18 protein-coding genes, 1 tRNA gene and 2 pseudogenes are annotated in these 24,443 nt (G+C 72.4%); 10 read left to right on the forward strand and 11 right to left on the reverse strand.

Features of this window, described 5'->3' with window-relative positions; all coding sequences use genetic code 11:
* Both ABT288_RS35340 and ABT288_RS35345 read right to left on the reverse strand, forming a co-directional pair.
* Nucleotides 1-627: pseudogene (locus ABT288_RS35340) on the reverse strand (hypothetical protein); the annotation flags it as partial.
* Nucleotides 628-672: 45 nt separating this feature from the next.
* On the reverse strand, nt 673-966 hold the full coding sequence (locus tag ABT288_RS35345) for a hypothetical protein (protein ID WP_351616801.1): 294 nt from the start codon (nt 964-966) through the stop codon (nt 673-675).
* A gap of 209 nt (nt 967-1,175) precedes the next feature.
* Here ABT288_RS35345 and ABT288_RS35350 point away from each other — a divergent pair, with 209 nt between their 5' ends.
* Nucleotides 1,176-2,093, forward strand: coding sequence for an SGNH/GDSL hydrolase family protein (locus ABT288_RS35350; RefSeq protein WP_351616804.1), 918 nt, complete (start codon nt 1,176-1,178; stop codon nt 2,091-2,093).
* 185 nt (nt 2,094-2,278) lie between these two features.
* On the opposite strand, the gene pgm is transcribed toward ABT288_RS35350, so the two are convergent.
* Nucleotides 2,279-3,919 (reverse strand): phosphoglucomutase (alpha-D-glucose-1,6-bisphosphate-dependent), encoded by a 1,641-nt coding sequence (gene pgm, locus ABT288_RS35355; RefSeq protein ID WP_351616807.1) that lies wholly within the window; start codon nt 3,917-3,919, stop codon nt 2,279-2,281.
* Nucleotides 3,920-4,077: 158 nt separating this feature from the next.
* Here pgm and ABT288_RS35360 point away from each other — a divergent pair, with 158 nt between their 5' ends.
* Nucleotides 4,078-4,698, forward strand: coding sequence for a DUF4328 domain-containing protein (locus ABT288_RS35360; protein ID WP_351616810.1), 621 nt, complete (start codon nt 4,078-4,080; stop codon nt 4,696-4,698).
* Between the two features lie 10 nt (nt 4,699-4,708).
* Here the strand turns inward: ABT288_RS35360 and ABT288_RS35365 are convergent, their stop codons facing one another.
* Both ABT288_RS35365 and ABT288_RS35370 read right to left on the reverse strand, forming a co-directional pair.
* A complete protein-coding gene (locus ABT288_RS35365; protein ID WP_351616813.1) occupies nt 4,709-5,554 on the reverse strand; it encodes a chitosanase in 846 nt (281 codons plus the stop codon).
* Between the two features lie 157 nt (nt 5,555-5,711).
* Entirely contained in the window at nt 5,712-7,256 is a 1,545-nt protein-coding gene (locus tag ABT288_RS35370) for an MFS transporter (RefSeq protein WP_450860324.1), read from the reverse strand.
* A gap of 177 nt (nt 7,257-7,433) precedes the next feature.
* Between ABT288_RS35370 and mgrA the strand changes: the two genes are divergently transcribed.
* Nucleotides 7,434-8,477 carry an L-glyceraldehyde 3-phosphate reductase gene (gene mgrA, locus ABT288_RS35375; RefSeq protein WP_351616816.1) on the forward strand — a complete coding sequence of 348 codons (1,044 nt, stop codon included), beginning with the start codon at nt 7,434-7,436 and terminating at the stop codon, nt 8,475-8,477.
* 158 nt (nt 8,478-8,635) lie between these two features.
* Complete coding sequence (locus ABT288_RS35380; protein WP_351616817.1) at nt 8,636-8,803, forward strand: hypothetical protein; 168 nt, start codon at nt 8,636-8,638, stop codon at nt 8,801-8,803.
* Between the two features lie 73 nt (nt 8,804-8,876).
* Here ABT288_RS35380 and ABT288_RS35385 read toward each other — a convergent pair whose 3' ends face one another.
* From ABT288_RS35385 to ABT288_RS35395, 3 genes are all read right to left on the reverse strand, one after another.
* On the reverse strand, nt 8,877-10,049 hold the full coding sequence (locus tag ABT288_RS35385; protein WP_351616820.1) for an ANTAR domain-containing protein: 1,173 nt from the start codon (nt 10,047-10,049) through the stop codon (nt 8,877-8,879).
* A 293-nt stretch (nt 10,050-10,342) separates the two neighbouring features.
* Nucleotides 10,343-12,133, reverse strand: a complete 1,791-nt coding sequence (locus ABT288_RS35390; RefSeq protein ID WP_502972905.1) for an MFS transporter — start codon at nt 12,131-12,133, stop codon at nt 10,343-10,345.
* Nucleotides 12,130-12,552: a MarR family winged helix-turn-helix transcriptional regulator gene (locus ABT288_RS35395; protein ID WP_351616823.1), complete on the reverse strand. Its 423-nt coding sequence runs from the start codon at nt 12,550-12,552 to the stop codon at nt 12,130-12,132. The genes ABT288_RS35390 and ABT288_RS35395 overlap by 4 nt, the downstream gene beginning before the upstream one ends.
* 242 nt (nt 12,553-12,794) lie before the next feature.
* Between ABT288_RS35395 and ABT288_RS35400 the strand changes: the two genes are divergently transcribed.
* The 5 genes from ABT288_RS35400 (at nt 12,795) to fdh (ending at nt 21,302) form a co-directional block, all read left to right on the forward strand.
* Nucleotides 12,795-13,241: an ATP-binding protein gene (locus ABT288_RS35400; RefSeq protein ID WP_351616825.1), complete on the forward strand. Its 447-nt coding sequence runs from the start codon at nt 12,795-12,797 to the stop codon at nt 13,239-13,241.
* Between the two features lie 411 nt (nt 13,242-13,652).
* Nucleotides 13,653-14,669, forward strand: coding sequence for a 4Fe-4S dicluster domain-containing protein (locus ABT288_RS35405; RefSeq protein ID WP_351616828.1), 1,017 nt, complete (start codon nt 13,653-13,655; stop codon nt 14,667-14,669).
* Complete coding sequence (gene nrfD / locus ABT288_RS35410) at nt 14,666-15,685, forward strand: NrfD/PsrC family molybdoenzyme membrane anchor subunit (RefSeq protein WP_351616831.1); 1,020 nt, start codon at nt 14,666-14,668, stop codon at nt 15,683-15,685. The genes ABT288_RS35405 and nrfD overlap by 4 nt, the downstream gene beginning before the upstream one ends.
* Nucleotides 15,686-15,864: 179 nt before the next feature.
* Nucleotides 15,865-17,382 carry an MFS transporter gene (locus ABT288_RS35415; RefSeq protein WP_351616834.1) on the forward strand — a complete coding sequence of 506 codons (1,518 nt, stop codon included), beginning with the start codon at nt 15,865-15,867 and terminating at the stop codon, nt 17,380-17,382.
* 659 nt (nt 17,383-18,041) lie between these two features.
* A complete protein-coding gene (gene fdh / locus ABT288_RS35420; RefSeq protein WP_351616836.1) occupies nt 18,042-21,302 on the forward strand; it encodes a formate dehydrogenase in 3,261 nt (1,086 codons plus the stop codon).
* Nucleotides 21,303-21,307: 5 nt separating this feature from the next.
* Here fdh and selD read toward each other — a convergent pair whose 3' ends face one another.
* On the reverse strand, nt 21,308-22,327 hold the full coding sequence (gene selD / locus ABT288_RS35425; RefSeq protein WP_351616839.1) for a selenide, water dikinase SelD: 1,020 nt from the start codon (nt 22,325-22,327) through the stop codon (nt 21,308-21,310).
* A gap of 37 nt (nt 22,328-22,364) precedes the next feature.
* Here selD and ABT288_RS35430 point away from each other — a divergent pair.
* Nucleotides 22,365-22,457 (forward strand) — tRNA-Sec (locus tag ABT288_RS35430).
* Nucleotides 22,458-22,492: 35 nt separating this feature from the next.
* Here ABT288_RS35430 and ABT288_RS35435 read toward each other — a convergent pair.
* Nucleotides 22,493-24,235: pseudogene (locus tag ABT288_RS35435) on the reverse strand (SelB domain-containing protein); the annotation flags it as partial.
* Nucleotides 24,235-24,443, reverse strand: a 209-nt coding sequence (locus tag ABT288_RS35440; protein ID WP_351616848.1) for an L-seryl-tRNA selenium transferase, incomplete at its 5' end; no start/stop codon positions are given. The gene ABT288_RS35440 and the pseudogene ABT288_RS35435, both read right to left, overlap by 1 nt.

A 24,443-nucleotide genomic window follows, 5' to 3' on the forward strand; every position in this document is an offset into this window, starting at 1 on the left:
CGGCAACTCAGGCTTCACCGGATACACCGGCTTCACCGGCAACTCAGGCTTCACCGGATACACCGGCTTCACCGGCAACTCAGGCTTCACCGGATACACCGGCTTCACCGGCAACTCAGGCTTCACCGGATACACCGGCTTCACGGGCTGCACGGGCTTCTCCGGATACACCGGCTTCACCGGCAACTCAGGCTTCACCGGCAGCTCAGGCTTCACCGGCAGCTCAGGCTTCACCGGATACACCGGCTTGACCGGCCGCTGCGGATACTCAGGCCTCACCGGCTTCACCGGATACTCAGGCTTCACCGGCCGCTGCGGCAACTCGGGCTTCACCGGGTGAACAGGCTTCTCCGGATAGACCGGCTTCACCGGGTGAACAGGCCGCTCCGGAAAGACCGGCTTCACCGGGTGTACGGGCTTCTCGGGATGACTCGGATAGACCGACTTGACCGGAGACTCCGGCCTCTCGGGATGAAGCGGGTAGTCGAGCCCCTTCGGGTAGGGAGGTTGCGGGGTGGTGTGATCATGCGCATAGGCGGCACACGGGTTCGCGAGCGCGCCTGCAGTGAGCGCGGCGATGGTGGCAGCTGACGCCAGAACGGATCGCCGTCGCGGCGATGTCGTCATTCTCTCCACTCTCCTCGACTTGGGTCAGAGCTTGATGACGTCGGGTCAGTCCTGATGGGTCGTTAGTGGAATGATCTGGAAATCGAGGCCGGAAATAACGCTGATACGATCAGAAGCCACCGGATGGTGTAGCGCGCAGCACTCGGCTGCCTGCGCCCCAAGCAGGCACGCCGCGCCGAGTACTGCCGCAGCAATCACGACGAACTTGCAGGTCGCGCGCACGACACCAGTCAGCCCGAGGGCGCGCTCGACTGACGGATCATCAACTCGGACACGTGGCCGCCGCACCGAAAGCGAGAGCTGACATGCCATCAGGCGAGCAGTGCTCGGCGAACTCATCGCCACTACGCCACTCGGCGGCACCCTCGCCTGGTTGCGGATCCCGTCCCGCCCGGAAGCCGGCGCAGGTGCCTCCACGCGCCTGAACTCGTTGCTTCCCGCTTCTGGTCCGCGCGACCTACCGGACGGTATACAGACTCAGTCGAACGCGCGAGGGCCGCTCTCCGGTGCCGGCACCGTGCGATGAACCGGTCTCAGGGGGAGGATCCATGGCGAACGGCACACGTGCGGCGGGCGGGGCGAGAGGCCGGCGGGGAGCCGCCGTACTGGGGGCGGCGGTGGGCGGTTGCGTCCTCGTCGCGGCCGCCACGGCACCGGCCTCCGCGCACACCACGGAACACGGACACGGCATCGACTACGTCGCTCTCGGCGACTCCTACACCTCGGGCCCCGGAATCCCGCAGCAGGTGGACGCCAACTGCGCCCGGTCCGACCGCAATTACCCCTCGCTGGTGGCGGACGGGCGTCAGGTGAGCACCTTCAAGGACGTCAGCTGCGCCGGCGCGACGACCGCCGAGATGTGGCAGGCGCAGGGCACCAACGCGCCCCAGCTCGACGCCGTCCGACGTGGCACGGACCTGGTGACGGTGCAGATCGGCGGCAACGACGTCGGCTTCGGCCCGATCATCAACACCTGCGCCCACCTGGCCGCCCAGGACCCGACGGGCAACCCCTGCGAGCGCTCGTACAAGGCGTCCGGCTACGACCAGCTGGCCCTCGCGATCGTACAGGCCGCGCCGAAGGTCGACCGGGTGCTGCGGGCCGTGCACGCGAGGGCGCCGCACGCGCGCGTGGTCGTCGTCGGTTATCCGGACCTGCTGCCCGACGACGGCAGTGGCTGCTTCCCGCAGGTGCCGTTCGCGCAGAAGGACTTCCCCTACCTCCGGGACACCGAGAAGCGGCTGAACCTGATGCTGCGCGTGGTGGCCGCGGTGAACCGGGCCGAGTACGTGGACACCTACGGCCCCACAGTCGGCCACGACATGTGCAGGGCGCCCGCGGACCGCTGGATCGAACCGCTCCAGCCGGCCGCGCCGGCCGCCCCGGCGCACCCCAACGCCACAGGTGAGGAAGCCATGGCGCAGGCGGTGCTGGACAGACTGGAACAGGGACGCGGCCGCGGCTGATTCGGCCGGGCGGCCTCCGTGACCGGGGGAACTCCGTGGCCGGGCCCGACTCCGCGGCCCGGCCCGGTCTCCTGACAGCAGTGGAACCCATGTCAGGAGACCTGACCGCGTCGGGCCGCCGGACTCCTGACCGCGGCGGAACTCGCAGCAGGACCGAGCCCGTGCCGCGCCGTGCCGCCCCTTCCTCAGCCGCCGAGCGCGCCCAGCACCACCGCCTGGGCCTCCTGCTGCACCCGGGCGAGGTGGTCCGGGCCCAGGAAGGACTCGGCGTAGACCTTGTAGACGTCCTCCGTGCCCGAAGGGCGGGCCGCGAACCAGGCATTGTCCGTGGTCACCTTGATGCCTCCGATCGCGGCGCCGTTTCCGGGCGCCTCGGTGAGGACGGCCGTGACGGCTTCGCCGGCGAGCGTGTCGGCGGACACCTGGGCCGGTGACAACGTGCCGAGCAGCGCCTTCTGTTCGCGGGTCGCGGGCGCGTCGATGCGGGCGTACGCGGGTTCGCCGAAGCGGGCCGTCAGGTCGGCGTAGTGCTCCGAAGGGGTCCGGTCCGTGACGGCCGTGATCTCGGATGCGAGCAGGGCCAGGATGATGCCGTCCTTGTCGGTGGTCCACACTGAGCCGTCGCGACGCAGGAAGGAGGCGCCGGCGGACTCCTCGCCGCCGAACCCGATGGCACCGTCGACCAGTCCGTCCACGAACCACTTGAACCCGACCGGAACCTCGACCAGTTGGCGGCCGAGGTCTGCGGCGACCCGGTCGATCATCGTGGAGGAGACCAGCGTCTTGCCGATGCCGGCGCCGGCGGGCCACTGGTCACGGTGGCGGTACAGGTAGGAGATGGCGACCGCGAGGTAGTGGTTGGGGTTCATCAGGCCGGCGTCCGGGGTGACGATGCCGTGCCGGTCGGCGTCGGCGTCGTTGCCGGTGGCGATGCGGAACCGGTCGCGCTGCTCGATGAGAGAGGCCATGGCGTACGGCGAGGAGCAGTCCATGCGGATCTGGCCGTCCCAGTCCAGCGTCATGAACCGCCAGGTGGGATCGGTGTGCGGGTTGACCACGGTGAGGTCGATGCCGTGCTGTTCGGCGATGCGTCCCCAGTAGGCGACGGAGGCTCCGCCGAGCGGGTCGGCGCCGATGCGCACGCCGGCCGCGCGGACGGCGGCCAGGTCCAGCACGCCCGGCAGATCGCCGACGTAGGCGCCGAGGAAGTCGTACCGCCCGGTCGTCTCGGCGGCGAGCGCCCGCGCGTACGGCATCCGGCGTACGTCCTTCAGGCCGCCGGTGATGATCTCGTTGGCCCGGTCCTGGATCCAGGAGGTGGCGTCGGAGGCCGCTGGGCCGCCGCTCGGGGGGTTGTACTTGAAGCCGCCGTCGCCCGGCGGGTTGTGGGAGGGGGTGACGACCACGCCGTCGGCGAGGCCGGAGGCGCGGCCCCGGTTGTGGGTGAGGATCGCGTGCGAGACGGCGGGAGTGGGCGTGTAGCCGTCGGCGCTGTCGATGAGCACGGTGACGCCGTTCGCCGCGAACACCTCCAGTGCGGTCACCCTCGCGGGCTCGGACAGGGCGTGGGTGTCGGCGCCGAGGAACAGGGGACCGTCGGTGCCCTGGGCCGTGCGGTACTCGCAGATGGCCTGGCTGGTGGCGGCGATGTGGTCCTCGTTGAAGGCGGTCGCCAGGGACGAGCCCCGGTGCCCGGAGGTGCCGAACGCCACCCGCTGCGCCGGGTCGGCGGGGTCCGGGTGCAGTGCGTAGTACGCCGTGACCAGCCGGGCCACGTCGACAAGGTCCTCGGGACCGGCCGGCCGGCCGGCTCGCTCGTGCGGCATGAGTCCTGTCCTCCGCGTCGTCGGATCGGTCGCTCACCGCCCATCTTTGCTCGTCAGGGCCCTGACATGCGAGTGCGCCCCGCCTTATGATCCGGTCCTTCGATCTTCGCGCTGCCCTGCCGCATGTGCTGGGCGCCCTCACAGACGGGTCTTCCACCGTGACCGGTTCCGCCGCCAAGGCTCCTTGGTTCCTCGCGCGTTGCGCCCAGTTCGCCGTGCCGGCGGCGGCCGGTGGCGAACTCGTCCGGGCGCTGACGGTCCGCGCTCATCTGCTGCATCCGTCGACGACCACCGCCTCCGATACCGGCCGGGTGTCAATGATCTTCGTGAACGTGATGACGGCGGCGATCGTGCTGTTCCTCCTCTGGTTCGCCCGCTGCCGGCGCAACGCCGAGCTGCTCTCGCCCGGCAGGGTCCCCGGTTCCGTCACCTGGGCCGTTCTGGCCTGGCTGATACCGGTGTTCAATCTCTGGGTGCCCCGCGGACTCGTGCAGGACGTCCACCGCGCGAGCGCGCCCGACGGCGCGGACGCGGGCCGGGGAGACCTCCTCGTGAACGTGTGGTGGGCGGCCTGGGTCGGGCACGCGGCGCTGTCCCTGACCGCCGCGAACCTGGACGGCGGCACCTCGCTGCCCCTCCTGGTGGCGGCGGAAGGCCTCGACCTGCTGGCCGCCGCCCTGGCGACCGTCGTGATCCAGCGCATCACGGTGCGGCAGGCCGCCGGGCTCGGCGCGGGGCCTCAGGTGCCCATACCCGTCGACCTGCCGCACGCCTTGTGACACCCGCGCGTCAGCCGATGTGGTAACTGTCCCCGTACACCTTCCAGTCGAGCGGGGTGTCGAGGTCGAGGTTGCCCTTGCGCAGGAAGACCCGCTGCTCGGTGTCGACACGACTGGTGTCGCTGTGCGCCTCCTCCTGCTTCATGGCCCACACCCGGGCGTCGAGGAAGGCGTTGAGGTACGTCTTCTCGTCGCCGCCCTGCGCCGGCGGCTTGGCGCTGCGCAGGGCGCGCTTGCGGATGTTGCGGAAGCTGGTCGGGTCGTCGCCGTCGCCGTGCATGACGATGGCGTCGTAGTAGCAGAACTGGCCCAGGGTGCGCAGGCCGTCGGCCTTGCCCTGGGCGACCGCGGGGTTGAAGTAGACGCGGTCGCGCTCGTCGTTCTGGCACTGCTGGAACACGGCGTCCTGGGCGGCCTTGCGCCAGTCCTTGGGGAAGTTCGGGTCCAGGCCCTGGTGGGAGTCGGAGCCGTTGACCTTGCGCAGCGCGGGCAGGTACTTGGCGAGGACGTTGCCGGGCTCACGGTCGGCGTAGAGCTGGACCAGGTCGAGCATGTCGCCGGTGCCGGAACAGAAGCCGATGATGCCGGCGGTGTAGCCGCGGCCGTCGCCGATGTCCTCTATGTACTTGTACTGGGCCTTCCAGTCGAGCGAGGAGTTCTCCGCGCTCGACACCAGTTCCATGGCGATCTCCTTCTTCGCCGGGTCGTCGAGGCCCGACGACGACGCCGCGGGTGCGGCGGTCGCGCGCTGGGACGCGAGCAGGGCGCCGGAGGCGACGGTGGCGCCGAGCAGGGCGACGACGGTCCGGCGGGATAGGGGCGCGGGGGCTGCGGTCTCGCGGTCTGTGTTCACCACAGGGCTCCAAGCGGGAGTGGGGGGTGGGTGGTTGGTCCGTGCTGGGCCGTAGCAGATTCTGGTAGGAAAGTTTCCTATCAAATGCAGCGGAGCTCGGTAACCAGGCTCGCGAGAAGTTCGTAGGATCGAACGAGGACTCTGACGGGAGGGGCGTGCCTCAGGTGTGCCGCACGCCGTCCTGTTGCTGCACGTAGTCGTACAACTGCCGTGACATGGTGATCAGTTCACGCTGCTCCTCCCGCGAACCGACCATCGGCCGCGAACCCTTGAGCGGCACCTGGGCGCTCTCGGGCAGGAACTTCACCGTCAGCAGTCCGATGACCCCGGCCAGCATCAGGTAGTAGGCCGGCATCAGGTCGTCACCGGTGGCCGTGACCAGCGCGGCGGTCACCAGCGGGGTGGTGCCGCCGAAGGCGGAGACGGCGACGTTGAAGCCGATGCCCATCGCGGCGTAGCGGACGGCGGTCGGGAACAGGGCGGGCAGCGTCGCCGCGCTCGGTGCGGCGAAACAGGCCAGCAGAGTGGCCAGCAGCAGGACACCGAGGATCGGCGGCCAGGTGCCGTGCTCCTTGATCAGCCGGAACGCGGGCACCGCCAGCACGATCATCGCGGCGGCCGCGACGGCGTAGACCGGCCGCCGGCCGACGCGGTCGCTGAGCCGGCCGAGGAAGGTGATCAGCACCACGATCCACAGCATGCCGACGAGCACCAGGACGTCGGCGGAGCCGCTGGTACGGTGCAGGACCTCGGTCTGATAGGTCGGCAGATAGCCGGTGACCATGTAGTTGGTGACGTTGTACAGCAGCACCAGGCCCATGCAGACGAGCAGTTCCCCCCAGTGGTTGCGGACGATGTCCTTGAACTCGCTGCGCGCCGATTCCTGCACCAGGGCCTTCTCGTGTTCGTCCAGCTGCTGCTGGAAGGCCGGGGACTCCTCCAGCTTGAGCCGCATGTAGAGACCGATCACACCGAGCGGTCCGGCGATCAGGAACGGGACGCGCCAGCCCCAGGACAGCATCTGAGCGTCCGTCAGGGCCAGATTGAGCACGGTGACGAGGGCCGAGCCGAGGGCGTAGCCGACGAAGGTGCCGAAGTCGAGCCAGCTGGAGAGGAATCCGCGCCTGCGGTCCGGCGAGTACTCGGAGACGAAGGTGGTCGCGCCGCCGTACTCCCCGCCGGTGGAGAAGCCCTGCACCATACGGGCCAGCAGGAGCAGCACGGGTGCGGCGATGCCGATCGTGCCGTAGCCGGGGATGACACCGATGGCGAAGGTGCCGACCGCCATCATGATCATGGTGGTGGCGAGCACCTTCTGCCGGCCGATCCGGTCGCCGAGCGGTCCGAAGACCAGGCCGCCGAGCGGCCGGACGACGAAGGCGGCGGCGAAGGTGGCGAAGGAGGAGATGACCTGCGCGGCCGGGGAGGCGCCGGGGAAGAACACCTTGCCGAGGGTGGCGGCGAGGTAGCTGTAGACACCGAAGTCGAACCACTCCATGCAGTTCCCGAGCGCGGAGGCACCCACGGCGCGCCGGAGCAGCGGTGGCTCGACGACCTCGACGTCGCCCCTGCCGAACGCCCGCCGGTTGCGGCGAAGCCTGCGGGTCAGCTCCTCGCGGACCTGGAGGGGCAGCCGTGCCACGGCCTGCGGCGCCCGCGGGCCACCTCGGCTCTCCCGCCGACCCCGCGCACCGGCACCGCTCACGAGCGCCTCCTTCCGCCGCCCACCGATCACCGCCTGCCCCCATGGCCGATTCAGAAACGGAACCGCTCAATCCCATCCGGTACGGCGGTTGGACTTGCGCGGCGCGCGGACGCAGGGTGGACGAGCCCGTCCGCACACGGAGGGGCGACCCGAACAGCACCACCCGGAGAGGACCCGATGACCCACGTCGCGGACCCCGCACGCTACGACGGCACCATGCGCTACCGGCGCACCGGCCGATCGGGGCTGGACCTGCCCGTCCTGTCCCTGGGCTACTGGCACAACTTCGGCGACGACCGCCCCTTCGAGACCCAGCGCGAGATCGCCCTGCGCGCCTTCGACCTGGGGATCACGCACCACGACCTGGCCAACAACTACGGCCCGCCGTACGGCGCCGCCGAGCTGAACTTCGGCCGGCTGCTGAAGCGGGACCTCGCGCCGTACCGCGACGAGCTGGTGATCTCCACCAAGGCCGGCTGGGACATGTGGCCCGGTCCCTACGGGCAGGGCGGCGGCTCCCGGAAGTACGTGCTGGCCTCGCTGGACCAGTCGCTGCGCCGGATGGGCGTGGACTACGTGGACATCTTCTACTCCCACCGGCTGGACGCGACCACGCCGCTGGAGGAGACGATGGGGGCGCTCGACACCGCCGTACGCCAGGGCAAGGCGCTGTACGTCGGCATCTCCTCCTACGACGCCGAGCGCACCCGGCAGGCGGCGGCGATCCTGCGGGAGCTGGGCACCCCGCTGCTGATCCACCAGCCGTCGTACAGCATGCTCAACCGCTGGATCGAGACGGACGGCCTGCTGGACGTGGCCGAGGAGGAGGGCTTCGGGGTCATCGGCTTCACCGCCCTCGCCCAGGGCCTGCTCACCGGCCGCTACCTGGACGGTGTGCCGAACGACTCGCGGGCGGCGCGCGGCACCTCCTTCGACGCCTCCTGGCTGACGGACGACATGCTGCGGCGGCTGCGCGCCCTGAACGACATCGCGGCCCGCCGCGGACAGTCGCTGGCGCAGCTCGCGCTGGCCTGGGCGCTGCGCGACGACCGGGTGACGTCGCTCGTCATCGGGGCCTCGCGCACCGAGCAGCTGGAGCAGAACGTCGCCGCGCTGGAGAACCTCCGGTTCGACGCCGGGGAACTGGCCGAGATCGACAAGTACGCGACCGACGGCGGCGTGGACCTGTGGCGTGAGGCGCGGCTGGGCCAGTTGGGGTGAGCGGGCCCGGCGGTCCCGGGCCAGAGATAGGCATTCTGTGACATTCGCCACAGACATCGGGAATAAAGCGGACATAATGGATGTCGTAAGGACAGCGTTGTCAACGTGGACTGCAGCGCCCTCAGGTTCACTCGCGACTTCCAAGGAGCCGCTCGCCTATGGCACCCGGAGCCCACCGCAGCACCCTCCTGCCTCCCCGTCCCGACCTGAACCTCGCCCGCGACTGCGAGGTGTGCCTCGGCTGGGGCACCGTCGTCACGCGCGAGGGGGACCACGAACTGTGCCACATGTGCCAGGGCGTCCCCGACGAGGGCACCGTCCGCTAGCGTCCCCGCTCCCTGCCCAGCGGCAGGTCGTACGGCGGGTCGGCGAGGGCCGGCCCGCCCCCCGACCGGCCGCTCAGCCGGCCCCGGCAGCCTGCCGGTGCAGGTGCTCCAGGGCGTCCTGAACCACGGTGCGCCGGTACCAGGACCGCCACATGGCGAGGTCACGGGCCAAGCCGTCGAGACCGGCCTCCTGACCGGGGTGCAGCCACGCGCCGGGGTCGACGCGGTGCAGCGTGATCACTCCGTGGCAGTCGCCGGCGTCCGTCGTCATCGGCACGCTGTGCAGCGCTCGGCTGCCCACCGCGAGCGCCGCCCGGCCCACCGGATGACCGGCCAGTTCCGGCTCCGCGGCCACGTCCGCCACGGTCACCGGCCGGCCGGCGATCTGCGCCCGCGCACACACCGCGGGCGGTCCGGCCACCAGCGCGAGACAGTCACGGTAGGCCGCGTCCAGCCCGTGATGAGCCTCGAGTACGAGCGCCTCGTCCTGCACCTTGTCGGTCAGATGGATCTCGGCCGCGTCGGCGTCCGCCAGCGTCACCGCCGCGTACAGGGCCGCCCTCAGCACCTGCCGCCCGTCCCGCGGGTCCACGGCGTCGGCCTGCGGGAACCCGAGGGCGGGTGGCGGGGTGTGCCGGCGCCCGGGGAACCACTCCCGTTCCGTCAGCGGCGGCGGTGCGGTCACCACGGCCGAGGCCACCACCCGCAGCGGCACGTTGTGGTGCTGGGAGGCCGCGCGCAGCAGGGCGAAGGCGTCAGCGGGTCCGGGCAGCGAGTACCGGGCGATCAGGATGCCCTGGGCAATGCCGATGATCCCGCTGGTGCGGGCCTTGGCCCGCAGGCCGAAGACCTCACCGGGGACGTCCGCGGACGGGTACGCCCGGCTCGCACGCACACTGCTCAGGGTGGCGAGGGCGCCCTCGAGACTCGGGTACAGGCGGATGCCCGGCAGCGGTGTCGTCGTGAGCAGCCGGTGTACCTGAGGGGTGGCCCCGGTGACCAGGACGGGTCCGGCGGCGCGGTGCCGGGTGTGGAGGTCGAGGGCGTGCACCGCCGTGCTGCTCACCTCCCGCACACCGGACATGTCCAGGACGAGCCGCAGGCCCCGCTCGTCGGCCCGCCGCAGCCGCAGGTCCAGTTCGCGTCCGAGCACTCCGGCGCCGCGGGCGTCGAGAGTTCCCGTCAGTCGGAGCACCACCGCCTGCTCGGTCACCGGCTGCACGGTGACCGTGGCCTCTACCGTCACAGAGCCTCACCCACCGACATCGGCTGGCAGCCCCTCACCGCTTCCTGAACGCTGCTTCCTCCACCCTGTTCCCTCCCGCGACGAAAAGGCAAGCAGCCCATCCGGCAGGCCGACGCCTCGCCCCGGCCGGGTGGCGCGTGCACGGTTGTGTGCACCTGTGCCGTCGACGCACACTGGAATGGAGACCACGGCCTGTGGTCGATGGTCCGGGGCTCCTCTGGTTCGGAACAGTGCTGGGGGAGCTTCGACGTACCCCGGTCTCCACGGCTCCGGGTGTGCTCCCGCCGCGACTTCTAGGGCGAGGTACGCGTGGGCCGGGCCCGCGCCGAGTGGTCCGCCCCCGCCTGCGGGGTGTCGTCGTCGGCGCGCACGTGGCCGCCGCGCAGGGCGGAGGCGAGCGCGGAGACCAGGGCCATGCCCGCGGCGACGCCGAAGACGATGGTCAGGCCGTGGTGGAAGGGCCCGGAGACCAGTTCCGGAAAGAAGGTGTGGCCGGTCAGGGTGGCCCGTTGGGCGGCGGTCAGACGGTCCAGGGTGCCGCCGCCGAGCAGATGGCCGACCGGGTTGTCGCCGAGGAAGGTGGCGAACAGGGTGCTGACGGGGGGCAGCGAGGCCACCTGGTGTGCGGTCGAGGCGGGCACGCCGTGCGCCTGGAGTCCGCTGCCGAGCGTCCTCGGCAGGGTGCTCGCGAGGCCGGAGACCATCAGCGAGAAGAAGACGCCGATGGACAGGGCCGTACCGGAGTTCTGGAAGGTGGAGCGCATCCCGGAGGCCACGCCCCGGTGACGGGCGGGCACGCTGCCCATGATGGAGGAGGTGTTGGGCGAGGAGAACATGCCCTGGCCGAGGCCGTTGAGCAGGAGCAGCATCGCGAAGACGCCGTAGTCGAAGTCCACGGGGAGGGCCAGCAGACCGAGGAAGGAACCGGCGACGACGACCAGTCCCGCGGTGGAGAAGAAGCGGGCGCCGAAGCGGTCGGACAGGTAGCCGGAGACGGGGCCGGCGACCAGGAAGCCGAGGGTGAGCGGCAGCATGAAGATGCCGGCCCACAGCGGGGTGTCCTCGAAGTCGTAGCCGCGCAGCGGCAGCCAGATGCCCTGCAGCCAGATGATCAGCATGAACTGCAGTCCGCCGCGGGCGATCGCGGTGAGCAGGGCGGCCAGGTTGCCCGCGGCGAACGCACGTACACGGAACAGCGACAGCCGGAACATGGGCTCGGCGGCCCGCGTCTCGACGCGGGCGAACACCAGCAGCAGGAGCACACCGCCGATCAGGCCGGCCAGCACCCAGGGGTTGGTCCAGCCCGTGGAGTGGCCGCCGTAGGGCTGGATGCCGTAGGTGATGCCCGCGAGCAGGATGCCCGCGCCGGAGGCGAAGGTGAGGTTGCCGAGCCAGTCGATCCGGCCGCGTGCGCCGGCCGAGGTCTCGCGCAGGCTCAGGTACGACCAGACGGTGCCGGTGACGCTGACCGGGACGCTCACCCAGAACACCGCCCGCCAGTCGACCGCGGCCAGCAGGCCGCCGGCGAGCAGGCCGAGGAACTGCCCGGCGAGCGCGGTGATCTGGTTGATGCCGAGGGCCATGCCGCGCTGCCGGGCCGGGAAGGCGTCGGTGAGGATGGCGGCCGAGTTGGCGGTGAGCATGGACCCGCCGAAGGCCTGCACGATCCGCCACAGGATCAGCCACAGAGCGCCCGCGCCGGCCCGGAACGGGTCGAGGGACAGGGCGACGGAGGCGCAGGCGAAGACCAGGAAGCCCAGGTTGTAGATGCGGACCCGGCCGAACATGTCGCCGAGCCGGCCGAGCACGACCACCAGGACGGCCGACACCAGCAGATAGCCGAGGATCATCCACAGCAGGTAGCCGATGTTGCCGGCCGCGAGCGGGTCCAGGCCGATGCCGCGGAAGATGGCCGGCAGCGAGATGATCACGATGGAGGCGTCCATCGTGGCGATCAGGACACCGAGGGTGGTGTTGGAGAGCGCGACCCACTTGTAGCCGGGGCCCGGCGCCGTCTCCCTGAGGCGGGCCGAGCGGGCGAGGAGCCGGCCGCGTATGCCCGCGGCGGGCGTACGGCCGGTCACAGTCGTTCCGCCAGCCGGTCGAGCAGGGGCAGGACGTCGTCCAGGGCCTGCCGCTCCTGCGGGGTCAACTCCTCGAGAGCGCGGGCGAGCCGGGCCACGGACTCGGAGCGGCGCTGCTCCAGCATGGTCCGCCCGTCGTCCGTGATCGAGACGATGGCCCGGCGGCCGTCGGCCGTGTCGGGGGTACGGCTCACCAGTCCGCGTTGTTCGAGCCCGGCGAGGGTGCTGGCCATCGCCTGCGGCCGGACGCGTTCCAGTTCGGCGAGGGAGCCGGGCGAATCCGGACCGGTGCGGGCCAGCCGGGCCAGCACCGAGACGCCGGACAACGTCACGTCGCCGACCGCGTGCGCCTGGCGCAGTCGGCGGACGATCCGGCCCATGGCCAGCCGCAGTGCGGCGGCGAGTGCAACCGTGTCCACAATTACTAACGATAGGTTTATCAGTCTGGGCTGTTCAACCAAAGGTAAGTAATCAGGCTCCCGGCGAGCCGCGTTCAGGCACCGACCCGTCCGTGGCCTGCGACCTGGGAATCGTGGGCAACCGAAGGAATCGCGGCATACGTGCCCTTGATCGACGGTCCAGCGGGTATCCGCGCAGAGGACGGGACGTTCCCGTATGCACAGGAAGGGCCTCTGGCGCCGGACGAAAAGGGCAACGACGTATGGACATCCCGCCCGGGACGCACACGAGGACGCGGGCCCGTCCCGCGCTCCTGCGCTGCAGCCGCACCTGGGACGACGCGGTGGCCGCCATCGGCGATGCCCGGGACGCCGTCGCCGCGCTGCTTGCCGAGGTGCGACCCGCACCCCCGAGACGCGCGGTGCAGGACGCCCGGCTCGTCACCAGCGAACTCGTCACCAACGTGGCCAAGCACGCCCCCGGCCCGTGCACACTCAGCCTGGAAGTGCTGCCCGGCGCCGGCGCCCTGCACATCACGGTGTCGGACACCTCCCCCGACCCGCCCCTGCGGCGCCCTCCCGATCCCCGCCGGGTCGGCGGGCACGGGCTGCACCTCGTCGCGATGCTCTCCCGCGCCCTCGAGGTGACCTGGCTGCCCCACGGCAAGCGGGTCAGCGCCACCGTGCCGCTCACCACCGAGGAGCAGTGAGCGTCCGGGGCGGCATCGTTGCCTGCCGGGACCCGAGTCACAGGCCGTTCCAGGTCCCAGGCCCGCTGCCGGGCCGCGACGGCCCAGGGACACGACACGTTCACCACGCACGCCTCCTCGCCCCGCACACCGTCCGCGGCACCGGGTAGCCCCCGCGCCGGTGCGGCGAACGAGCCCGGCCGCCGTTTCGGGCGCGCGGAGCCGGGGCACCCGTGCCAGGCTCGAGACAGGGCACCGAGAGTGAGGGGCCCAGCACGGTCGGAAGCCCCTGCTGTCCCGCACGGTCGCCTGGCGCTGCTTCCACCCGTACCGGCTGCGCACAGCCCTGAGCCGCTGGTACTCCGGCAAGGACGTGGAGATGCCGGCCCACCGGTCCGAGGGGCGAGCCGTCATGAGCGAGGAGGTACGGCGATGAGGGACCGCGAGGAGGTCCGCGGACATCTGTGGTACGGCCCGCAGCCGGACGTGGCCGGGGACTCCGGCTACCCGGGCGCCCCGCCGAGGATGGGCTTCTTCACCGACACCTCGGTGTGCATCGGCTGCAAGGCGTGCGAGGTGGCGTGCAAGGAATGGAACGCCATCCCGGAGGACGGTCTCGTCTGGACCGGCATGTCGTACGACAACACCCAGGGCCTGGGCGCCGACACCTGGCGGCATGTTGCCTTCGTCGAGCAGCGCAAGCCGCTCGGCGGGCAGGAACCCGGGGTCGCGCACGAGGACGTCGACGTGTTCGCCGCCGCGGCCCGCCTCGGGACCGACGCCTCCTCCCCCGGCCCCGGTGCCACCACTCCCCCGCCCGGGCAGGCCTCCGAGGGCGCGCCCGCCGGGCAGATCTCCCCCCTCACGCCGGACGGCCGTACCGAGTTGCGCTGGCTGATGTCCTCCGACGTGTGCAAGCACTGCACGCACGCCGCCTGCCTGGACGTGTGTCCCACCGGGGCGCTGTTCCGCACCGAGTTCGGCACGGTCGTCGTCCAGCAGGACATCTGCAACGGCTGCGGCTACTGCGTGCCCGCCTGCCCCTACGGCGTCATCGACCAGCGCGAGGGCGACGGCCGGGTGTGGAAGTGCACGCTGTGCTACGACCGGCTCGGTACCGGCATGGAGCCCGCCTGCGCCAAGTCCTGCCCCACGGACTCCATCCAGTTCGGCCCGCTGGAGGAGCTGCGGGAGCGGGCGCAGGCCCGGGTGGCGCAGCTGCACGCGGCCGGCGTGCCCGACGCACGGCTGTACGGCGAGAGCCCGGACGACGGCGTCGGCGGCGACGGCGCGTTCTTCCTGCTGCTGGACGAGCCGGAGGTCTACGGCCTCCCGCCCGACCCGGTGGTCACCACCCGGGACCTCCCCGCCATGTGGCGGCACGCGGCGCTGGCCGCCGGCTCGCTGGTGGCCCTGGCCCTGGGCAGCTTCGCGAGGGGGCCCCGATGAGCGAGTCGGACGTCACCCGGGACGGCGTGCGGGGCGTACGGCCCGGCAGGCAGGCGCCGACGGGCGCGGGCGGGAGCGGGGGACGCCGGCGACGTCGGCGGGGGCGGGGCGAGCAGCCGATGGTTCCGGACGCCGCGTTCTCCTCGTACTACGGCAAACCCGTGCTGAAAAAGCCGACGTGGAAGCCGCTGGACATCGCCGGTTACCTGTATCTCGGCGGTCTGGCCGGGGCGTCCTCGCTGCTCGCGGCCGGGGCCCAGGTCACCGGCCGTCCGGGGCTCGCGGCTACCGCGAAGCTCGGGGCGGCCGGCGCCATCTCCCTGTCGCTGGCCGCGCTCGTCCACGACCTGGGCAGGCCGGCCCGGTTCCTGAACATGCTGCGCGTCCTCAAGCCCACGTCCCCCATGAGCGTGGGCTCGTGGCTGCTGGCGGGGTACGCGCCGCTGACGCTGACCGCCGCGGTGACCCAGGTGGCGGGCCGGTACCGGCTGCTGGGCTCGGCCGCCACCGCGGCGGCCGCCGTCCTCGGCCCGGCCGTGGCCACGTACACGGCGGTGCTGCTCTCGGACACGGCGGTGCCGTCCTGGCACGAGGGCCACCGCGAGCTGCCGTTCGTCTTCGCGGGCTCGGCCGCCACCGCGGCCTCCGGCCTGGCGCTGGCCGCGGCCCCGGCCGACCAGACGGGGCCGGCCCGCCGGCTGGCCGTACTCGGGGCGGCTCTGGAACTGGGCGCGTTCCAGGCGATGAAGCGGCGCATGGGCCTGACCGCGGAGCCCTTCGAGCAGGGCAGGCCGCACCTGCTGCTGCGGGCGGCGGAGGCGCTGACGGCGGGTGGCGCGGCCCTCGCCCTGTGCTGCGGGCGGGACCGGCGCCTGGCGCCGGCGGCCGGAGCGGCGCTGCTCACCGGCTCGGCCGCCCTGCGCTTCGGCGTGTTCCACGCCGGGGTTGCCTCCGCGGAGGATCCGAAGTACACCGTCGTACCGCAGCGGGAGCGGCTGGAGCGGCGCGGCCGCTGACGGCGTGAGCACCGCAGGGGCGGCATGGACCGCGCCAGAGGTGCCGGTGGCGCGTGCGAGCACGGTGGTCGCGGCCTGCCGAGGGCGCGCCGCGGTGTGTGTTCCGTACCGCGTGGGGAACTTGGTCCGCCCCGGGAGACGCTGGTGATCCGGGTCCGGGCCTGGCGAGAGGAGCCCCTGTGACAGCGTCGGCGTCAGCGGCGGGCGGTCGGCACGCGGGCGGTCAGGAGGTCGGATACGAGCCGGATCCCCGTCGGTGGCGGGCCCTGTGGGTCACCCTGGTGGCCGGCTTCATGAGCCTGCTGGACGTGACGATCGTGGCGGTCGCCCTGCCCACGATCCAGCGCGATCTGCACGCCTCCCCCGCGCAGGTGCAGTGGGTGGTGTCCGGATACGCGCTCGCCTTCGCCCTCGCCCTCGTGACCGCCGGCCGCCTCGGCGACGCGCTGGACCGGCGCCGCATCTTCCTGCTGGCCCTCAGCGGTTTCGTGGTCTTCAGCGCGGCCTGCGGGGCGGCCCCCGGCATCACTCTGCTGGTGGTGGCCCGGCTCGCCCAGGGGCTGGCGGCGGGCTTCATGGCCCCGCAGAACTCCGCGCTGATCCAGCAGATGTTCCGCGGCGCCGAACGCGGCCGCGCCTTCGGCTTCTTCGGCGCCACCGTCGGCATATCGTCCGCCACCGGACCCATCACCGGCGGCGCCATCCTGGCCCTGGCCTCCGGCGCCCAGGGCTGGCGGTGGATCTTCTACGTCAACGTTCCCATCGGCATCCTGGCCGTCCTGCTGGGCCGCCGCCTGCTGCCCCGCACCCGCCGGTCCGGACGGGGACGCGTGGACCTGCCCGGCGTCGTGCTGCTCGGCCTCGGCGTCCTCGCGGTGATGTTCCCGCTGGTGCAGGCGGACTCCGGCGGCATCGGACACGTGTGGTGGCTGTTCCTCGTCGGCGTGGCGGTCCTCGCCGTCTTCGCTCAGTGGCAGCGCCGCCTCGTCGCGCGGGGCGCCCAGCCGCTGCTCGATCCGCGTCTGTTCACCACCGTGCGCGGATACGCCGTCGGCGCCGGGGTCGGCACGCTGTACTTCGTCGGGTTCAGCGGTGTGTGGCTGGTCTTCGCGCTCTTCTACCAGCACGGTCTGGGCTTCTCCCCGCTCCGGTCCGGGCTCGCCGTGACCCCCTTCGCCCTGGGCTCGGCCGGCGCGGCCGTGGTCGCCGGGCGGCTGGTGGACCGCTTCGGCCGCCTGCTCACCGTGTGCGGCCTGACGGGCGTGATCCTCGGCCTGGGCGGCACGGCGCTGCTGCTCCGCTTCGCGCCCCTCGGCAGCGCGCCCTGGGTCGCCGCCCCGGTGCTGTTCCTCGGCGGTGTCGGCAGCGGCTGCGTGGTCTCCCCCAACATCACCATGACGCTGCGGGACGTGCCCGTGCGCATGGCGGGTGCGGCGGGCGGCGCCCTGCAGACCGGTCAGCGGCTGGGTGCGGCGGTGGGCACCGCGGCCCTGCCCGGCTTCTTCTACCTGGTGCTCGGCAGGAGTCACGACTACCGCGGTGCCGTCGTCACCGCGCTGGGCGCCGCCCTCGTCGGCATGGTGGCGTCGCTCGCGCTCGCGACGTCCGACTGGCGGCGCGACCGGCGCATGCGCCCCTCGCACCGGAAGTGCCCGGACGAGGTCGCCAACAGCCCCATGCACGCCCGGCAGACCTGACCCGGGTGGCCCACCCGGGTGACGGCGACCGACACGGTGACACCCAGACCGGCCAGGCCCGCCGCCGACAACGAGAACCACCGCACGCGCCCCCGAAAAGACCGGGCCTCGAAGCAGTCGGTCGGTCCGGCCCGGTCTGGCACCGCGTGGGTGGTGTCGGCGCAGCCGTGTCGTCAGGGCGCCGCCGGTATCCGGCCGCGCGCAGGGCCCGTACGCCGCCGGACACGTCCGGGTGTGCACGGCCGGCTCGGGCAGCACGGCCAGGACATGTGCCGCGGCCTGTTCCGGGTCGTGGCGCGCCCTCCGCCCCCCCCCGCTGCCGGCACCCGCAACCCGCAGTCCGATCCCCGGCGACCGCCGCGAAGGACGCGTGGCCTCCGGCGAGCGTCAGCGCCGCGCCGTCGCGCAGCACTCCGGCGGGCCGGGCGGACAACAGGCGGCGGCGATCGACGCCGGCGTGAAGACTTTCCCGGAGATGTGACGCTGCCTCGCGTGAGTGCCGGGGGCGTCGGAGCCAGGGCGGCGGCCCGCTGGCCCCCTCACACCTGCCGGGTCCGTTTGGCCGTGCGCGGCCGGGGTACTCCGCCGCGCACCGGGGCGAGAGATGCCGTCACCGCGCACATGCGGGAAAATCGGGAGTCCGAGCGGGAGGAGTGGCTGTGGGCGTGCGCACCTGGATCGAGTCCTGGCCGGCCTACCGGCAGTTGACGGGCACCGATCCGCTGGGCCGGGGTGCCGCGGTGAAGAGCGGCCACAGCGAGCGGCTGCAGCCCCGGGTGGCCACGGCCGACCGGGTGGTGAAGTCCGTCTGCCCGTACTGCGCGGTGGGCTGCGGCCAGAACGTGTACGTCCAGGACGGGAAGGTCACCCAGATCGAGGGCGACCCGGACTCCCCGATCTCGCGCGGCCGGCTGTGCCCCAAGGGCGCGGCGAGCCTGCAGCTGACCACCGGGGACGCCCGTGAGCACCAGGTCCTCTACCGGCGTCCGCACGGCACCGAGTGGGAGCGTCTGGACCTCGACACGGCGATGGACATGATCGCAGACCGGGTGATCGAGGCACGCCGGGCGGGCTGGCAGTGGGAGGTCGACGAGACCCGCACCCGGCGCACCCTCGGCATCGCGAGCCTCGGCGGGGCCACCCTCGACAACGAAGAGAACTACCTGATCAAGAAGTTGTTCACGGCGCTCGGAGCGATCCAGATCGAGAACCAGGCGCGTGTTTGACACTCCTCCACCGTTCCCGGTCTGGGAACCTCGTTCGGACGCGGCGGCGCGACCACCTTCCAGCAGGACCTGCAGAACGCGGACTGCATCGTCATCGAGGGCTCGAACATGGCCGAGTGCCATCCGGTCGGGTTCCAGTGGGTGATGGAGGCCAAGGCGCGGGGCGCGAAGCTGGTCCACGTCGACCCGCGGTTCACCCGCACCAGCGCGCTGGCCGATGTGCACGTGCCGCTGCGCGCGGGCACGGACATCGCCTTCCTCGGCGGAATCATCAACCATGTGCTGGAGCACGAGAAGTACTTCCGCGACTACATCGTGGCCTACAGCAACGCCCCGGTGATCCTCAGGGAGGACTTCCGCGACACCGAGGACCTTGCGGGTGTGTTCTCCGGCCTGGATGCCCAGAACCGCTCCTACGACAACGCCAGTTGGCAGTACGAGGGCACCGAGATCCAGGCGGCCTCCGGGGAGCGCGACCAGGAGTACGAGAAGCGCACCCGCGGCGGCAGTTCGGTGGCCGAGGCGGGACGCGGCGAGGCGCACGGGGCCGGCGGCGCGGTGATCGGCGAGGGCGAACCCGAGCGCGACGAGACGCTGACCCATCCGCGCTGTGTCTTCCAGGTGCTCAAGCGGCACTACGCCCGCTACACACCGGAGATGGTCGAGGAGGTCTGCGGGGTGCCGCGGGACCTGTTCCGGCGGGTGTGCGAGCTGGTCACGGAGAACTCCGGCCGCGACCGGACCACCGCCTTCGCCTACGCGGTCGGCTGGACCCAGCACACGGTCGGCGTGCAGTACATCCGGGCGGCCTGTGTCCTGCAGACCCTGCTCGGCAACATCGGCCGGCCCGGCGGCGGCATCCTCGCGCTGCGCGGGCACGCCTCCATCCAGGGCTCCACGGACATCCCGACCCTGTTCAACCTGCTGCCGGGCTACATCCCGATGCCGCACGCCCACCAGAACCAGGATTTGGACGCCTTCGTGCGGGCCGACGCGGCCCACAAGGGCTACTGGGGCAACATGCGCTCGTACCTGGTGAGCCTGCTCAAGGCGTACTGGGGTGACGCGGCCAGGGCCGACAACGACTTCTGCTTCGACTACCTGCCCCGGCTGACCGGCAGCCACTCGGTGTACGAGACGGCCATGGCCCAGCTGGAGGGCACCTGCAAGGGCTACTTCCTCTTCGGCGAGAACCCGGCGGTCGGCAACGCCAACTCCAAGGTGATGCGGCTCGGCATGGCGAACCTGGACTGGCTGGTCGTCCGGGACTTCTCGCTGATCGAGTCGGCGACCTGGTGGCAGGACGGGCCCGAGATCGAGACCGGTGAGCTGCGCACCGAGGACATCCGCACCGAGGTGTTCTTCCTGCCGGCCGCCGCGCACACGGAGAAGGACGGCAGCTTCACCAACACCCAGCGGCTGCTGCAGTGGCACCACCAGGCGGTCGAGCCGCCCGGCGAGGCGCGCAGCGACCTGTGGTTCACCTACCACCTGGGGCGGATCATCCGGGAGAAGCTCGCCGGGTCCACCGACGAGATGGACCGGCCGGTGCTCGACCTGGCCTGGGACTGTCCGACGAGGGGCCGGCTCGCCGAACCGGACGCGGAGGCCGTCCTCGCCGAGATCAACGGCCACGACGCCGAGGGGAATCCGCTGTCCTCCTACGAGCAGCTGAAGCCGGACGGCTCGACGTCCTGCGGCTGCTGGATCTACTGCGGTGTCCGCGCCGGCGGCGTCAACCAGGCCGCCCGCCGCAGGCCCGGCCGGGAACAGGACTGGGTGGCCGCCGAATGGGCGTGGGCCTGGCCCGCCAACCGGCGGATCCTCTACAACCGCGCCTCCGCCGACCCGCAGGGCAGGCCCTGGAGCGAGCGGAAGGCGCTGGTGTGGTGGGACCCGGAGAAGGGCGAGTGGTCCGGGCACGACGTACCCGACTTCAAGAAGGACAAGGCGCCCGATCACCAGCCGCCCCGGGACGCGACCGGCCCGGCGGCGCTGTCCGGCACGGACCCGTTCATCATGCAGGCCGACGGCAAGGCCTGGCTGTATGTGCCGTCCGGACTCACCGACGGCCCGCTGCCGGCCCACTACGAGCCGCAGGACTCACCGTTTACGAACCTGCTCTACGACCAACAGCGCAATCCTGTACGGCAGTTGATGCCGACGATCCCCGACAACCGCTACCAGCCGAGCGGTGACGAGCGCGGTTCCCAGGTGTTCCCGTACGTGGCCACCACCTACCGGCTCACCGAGCACCACACGGCGGGCGGCATGTCCCGCTGGCAGCCGTATCTGGCCGAGCTGCAGCCGGAGTTCTTCTGCGAGGTCTCCCCGGAGCTCGCCGCCGAGCGGGGCCTGGAACACACCGGGTGGGCGACGATCGTCAGCGCCCGCGCGGTGATCGAGGCGCGGGTGCTGGTGACGGACCGGATCGCGCCGCTGACGGTGCAAGGACGCAGGCTGCACCAGGTGGGGCTGCCGTACCACTGGGGGCCCAACGGCTACAGCACCGGGGACGCGGCCAACGAGCTGCTGCATCTGTCGCTGGATCCGAACGTCCACATCCAGGAGTCGAAGGCGTTCGCGGTGGACATCCGCCCCGGGCGGCGGCCGCGCGGTCCGGCCTCGGTGGAGCTGGTGCGGGCGTACCGGGCCCGGGCGGGCATCGACGAGCACACCGGAACGGAGCCGTAGCGGCCCTATCGAAGGACGATCGAGTGGGACCCGCGCGGCACCAGCTCCCCCACCACCGGCGCCCCGGGCACCTCACCGGCGACCAGCAGGCCGCCGGAGGTCTGGGCGTCGGCCAGCAGCAGCCGGGTGCCGGCGTCGGTGTCCCCGAAGTCGGTGTGCGGGGCGACCCATTCGAGGTTGCGCCGGGTGCCGCCGCTGACGTACCCGTCCCGGACGGCCTCCCGGGCCCCGTCCAGGTACGGGACGGCGGCGGTGTCGACCACGGCGGTCACGTCCGAGGCCCGCGCCAGCTTGTGCAGATGACCGAGGAAGCCGAAACCCGTCACGTCGGTGGCGCAGCCGGCCCCGGCGGCGAGGGCGGCCTCGGCGGCGTCCCGGTTGAGCGCCGTCATGATGGCGACGGCCTGCTCGAACCGCTCGCCGGTGACCTTGTGCCGGTTGTTCAGCACGCCCACGCCGAGCGGCTTGGTCAGTGACAGCGGCAGGCCCGGCCGGCCGGCGTCGTTGCGCAGGAGCCGCTCGGGGTCCGCGAGGCCGGTGACGGCCATGCCGTACTTGGGTTTCGGGTCGTCGACGCTGTGTCCGCCGCCGACGTGGCAGCCGGCCTCGGTGGCGATGTCCAGGCCGCCGCGCAGCACCTCGCGGGCCAGGTCGAAGGGGAGCCGGTCGCGCGGCCAGGCCAGCAGGTTCACGGCGAGCACCGGCCGGCCGCCCATCGCGTACACGTCGGAGAGCGCGTTGGCGGCGGCGATGCGGCCCCAGTCGTAGGGGTCGTCCACGACCGGGGTGAAGAAGTCCGCCGTGCAGACGACGGCGGTTCCCCGGTGCGTGACCACGGCGGCGTCGTCACCGGTGGCGAGTCCGACGAGCAGTGGTGTGTCGCCCCCGGCGAGCTGGGGCACGGCCAGCCCCGACACCACCTCCTCCAGCTCTCCGGGCGGGATCTTGCAGGCGCAGCCGCCGCCGTGGGCGTACTGGGTGAGCCGGACGGGCGCCGGGTGGACCGGTGGGGATGTCGATGTCATGGCGGCGGTCTCCTGGGGCAGTAGCCTGACGAGCGGTGGAGGCGTGTGGGTGCCTGGTGGCCCTCCCGGTCTTCAAAACCGAGGGGCCCGAGGATCTCGGGCCGGCGGGTTCGATTCCCGTCCGCCTCCGTTCACGGCGTCGGTGCGGCAGCGCCGGCGCTGGTCGTCGACGCGCTCGGTGTGACCCTGTGCGTCCAGGAACTCCAGCAGCGGTACGGCGACCCGCCGGGTGGTGTCCAGCGCGCGGCGGGCCTCCTGAAGCGTGAACGGCTGGGGCAGGGTGCGCAGCACGGCGGCGGCCTCGGCGTCGGCGCCGGGCAGCAGCACGATCCCGTCGGCGATCCGCAGCAGCGCACCGGCCGTGACGGCGGCGGCCAACGCCCTGCGGTCCAGGCCGAGTTCGGCGAGCTGGCCGGCCTCGGGGGCGCGGAAGGGCGTACGGGCGAGGTCCTCGCGCACGGCGTCCACGGCGGCGCGGACGGGCGGGGGCAGGGCGGGGCGAAGGCCGTCCGGGCGGTACAACCGGCCTTGCTCGCTGCGGAGTCGGGGCGTGGTTTCGGTCAGGGCGTCCACGAGGGCGCGATCCGGCAGACCGAGCAGCCGGCGGGCCGCCTCGGCGGGCAGGCCCGGCTCCAGCGGGTGTTCCCTCGCGTACCGGTCGACCTCCCCGGCCAGCCGGTCCTTCAGGGCGGTCCAGTAGGTGTCGTCCGCCAGCCAGTCCCCCGCGACGGGTTGGGCGGGGGCCGGGATGCCCATCGCCAGCAGGTCGGCGCGCCGGATCAGTTTGCGGCGGCGCAGTTCGGCGGCGCCGTCGGGGCTGCCGGTCAGGGTGGCGAGTTCGGCGGCGCGCGCCCGCCCGGCGCCGCGCCGGGTCAGCCGGGGCGGCCGTACGTCGAGGACGGTGGACCCGCAGGGCATGCGGCTGCCGCCCGGTTCGCGCAGCACCGCGCGGTCGCCGACCCGCAGCGGCAGACTCCGGGCGAGGGTGAGCCGGGCGGTGTCCTCGCCGAGCGGACGGACGGTGACGGGCACGGCGGCCGTGCCGATGTGCAGGGTGACGGAGCGGGGCAGGTCACGGACCGGCTCGCCGGTGACCCGTACGTCGAGCACCGCACTGCTCGGCCAGCGCTCCGGGGTCAGCAGCACCTGCCCCCGGCGCAGTCCGTCGGCCCCCCGGCCGTGCACGTTGACCGCCACCCGGGCCACCCCGCTGACCGCCGTCCGCTCCTCGCGCAGGGTCTGCAGCCCGCGCACCCGGAGCACGGCCGAGCCGTCGCCGGTGACGAGCCGGTCGCCGACGCGCAGGGTGCCCGCGCCGAGGGTGCCGGTCACCACGGTGCCGTGTCCGCGCACGGTGAAGGCGCGGTCGAGCCACAGCCGTACGTCGGCGCCGGGGTCGGGGTCTGTCAACTCGCCCGCCAGCCGTGCCAGTTCACCACGCAGCTCGTCCAGTCCGGCACCGGTGACGGCGCTCACCGCGACCGCCGGGACCTTGCCGAGGCTGGTCCGGGCCAGCCGCTCGACGGCATCGGTGCGTACGGCTTCGGGGTCGGCGAGGTCGCTGCGGGTCACGGCGAGGACGGCGTGCCGGACGCCGAGCGCGTCGAGGACGGCCAGGTGCTCCTCGGACTGGGGCTGCCAGCCCTGGTCGGCTGCGACCACGAACAGCACGGCGGGCACCGGTCCGGCTCCGGCCAGCATGGTCGGCACGAAGCGTTCGTGCCCGGGCACGTCCACGAAGGCGAGATGGTCGCCGTCCGCGCCGAGCCGCGTCCACACGAAGCCCAGGTCCAGGGTGAGGCCCCGGCGCCGCTCCTCCTCGTAGCGGTCGGGCTCCATGCCGGTGAGGGCCCGTACCAGCGCGGACTTGCCGTGGTCGACATGGCCGGCGGTGGCGAGCACCCGCATCACGTCCGCCTCTCCTCGGCCGGCCGGGCGCGGCGCACGGCATCGGCCAGCCGTGCGTCGTCCTGCTCGGGCACCGCGCGCAGATCGAGCAGGCAGCGGCCCGCCTCCAGCCGTCCGACGACGGGGACCGGGCCGGTGCGCAGCGCGGCGGCGTACGGCTCGGGCAGCGACAGCGCGGCGCTGGGCAGGGTGACGCCGGGGGCACCGC

The organism is Streptomyces sp. NPDC001093 (genome assembly GCF_040298985.1).
GTDB lineage: Bacteria > Actinomycetota > Actinomycetes > Streptomycetales > Streptomycetaceae > Streptomyces.

Bases quoted from the DNA above. Each gene is read 5' to 3' on its own strand.
- ABT288_RS35345 (WP_351616801.1), bottom strand. From the start codon at position 966: ATGAGTTCGCCGAGCACTGCTCGCCTGATGGCATGTCAGCTCTCGCTT.
- ABT288_RS35350 (WP_351616804.1), top strand. From the start codon at position 1,176: ATGGCGAACGGCACACGTGCGGCGGGCGGGGCGAGAGGCCGGCGGGGA.
- pgm (WP_351616807.1), bottom strand. From the start codon at position 3,919: ATGCCGCACGAGCGAGCCGGCCGGCCGGCCGGTCCCGAGGACCTTGTC.
- mgrA (WP_351616816.1), top strand. From the start codon at position 7,434: ATGACCCACGTCGCGGACCCCGCACGCTACGACGGCACCATGCGCTAC.
- ABT288_RS35380 (WP_351616817.1), top strand. From the start codon at position 8,636: ATGGCACCCGGAGCCCACCGCAGCACCCTCCTGCCTCCCCGTCCCGAC.
- ABT288_RS35400 (WP_351616825.1), top strand. From the start codon at position 12,795: ATGGACATCCCGCCCGGGACGCACACGAGGACGCGGGCCCGTCCCGCG.
- ABT288_RS35405 (WP_351616828.1), top strand. From the start codon at position 13,653: ATGAGGGACCGCGAGGAGGTCCGCGGACATCTGTGGTACGGCCCGCAG.
- nrfD (WP_351616831.1), top strand. From the start codon at position 14,666: ATGAGCGAGTCGGACGTCACCCGGGACGGCGTGCGGGGCGTACGGCCC.
- selD (WP_351616839.1), bottom strand. From the start codon at position 22,327: ATGACATCGACATCCCCACCGGTCCACCCGGCGCCCGTCCGGCTCACC.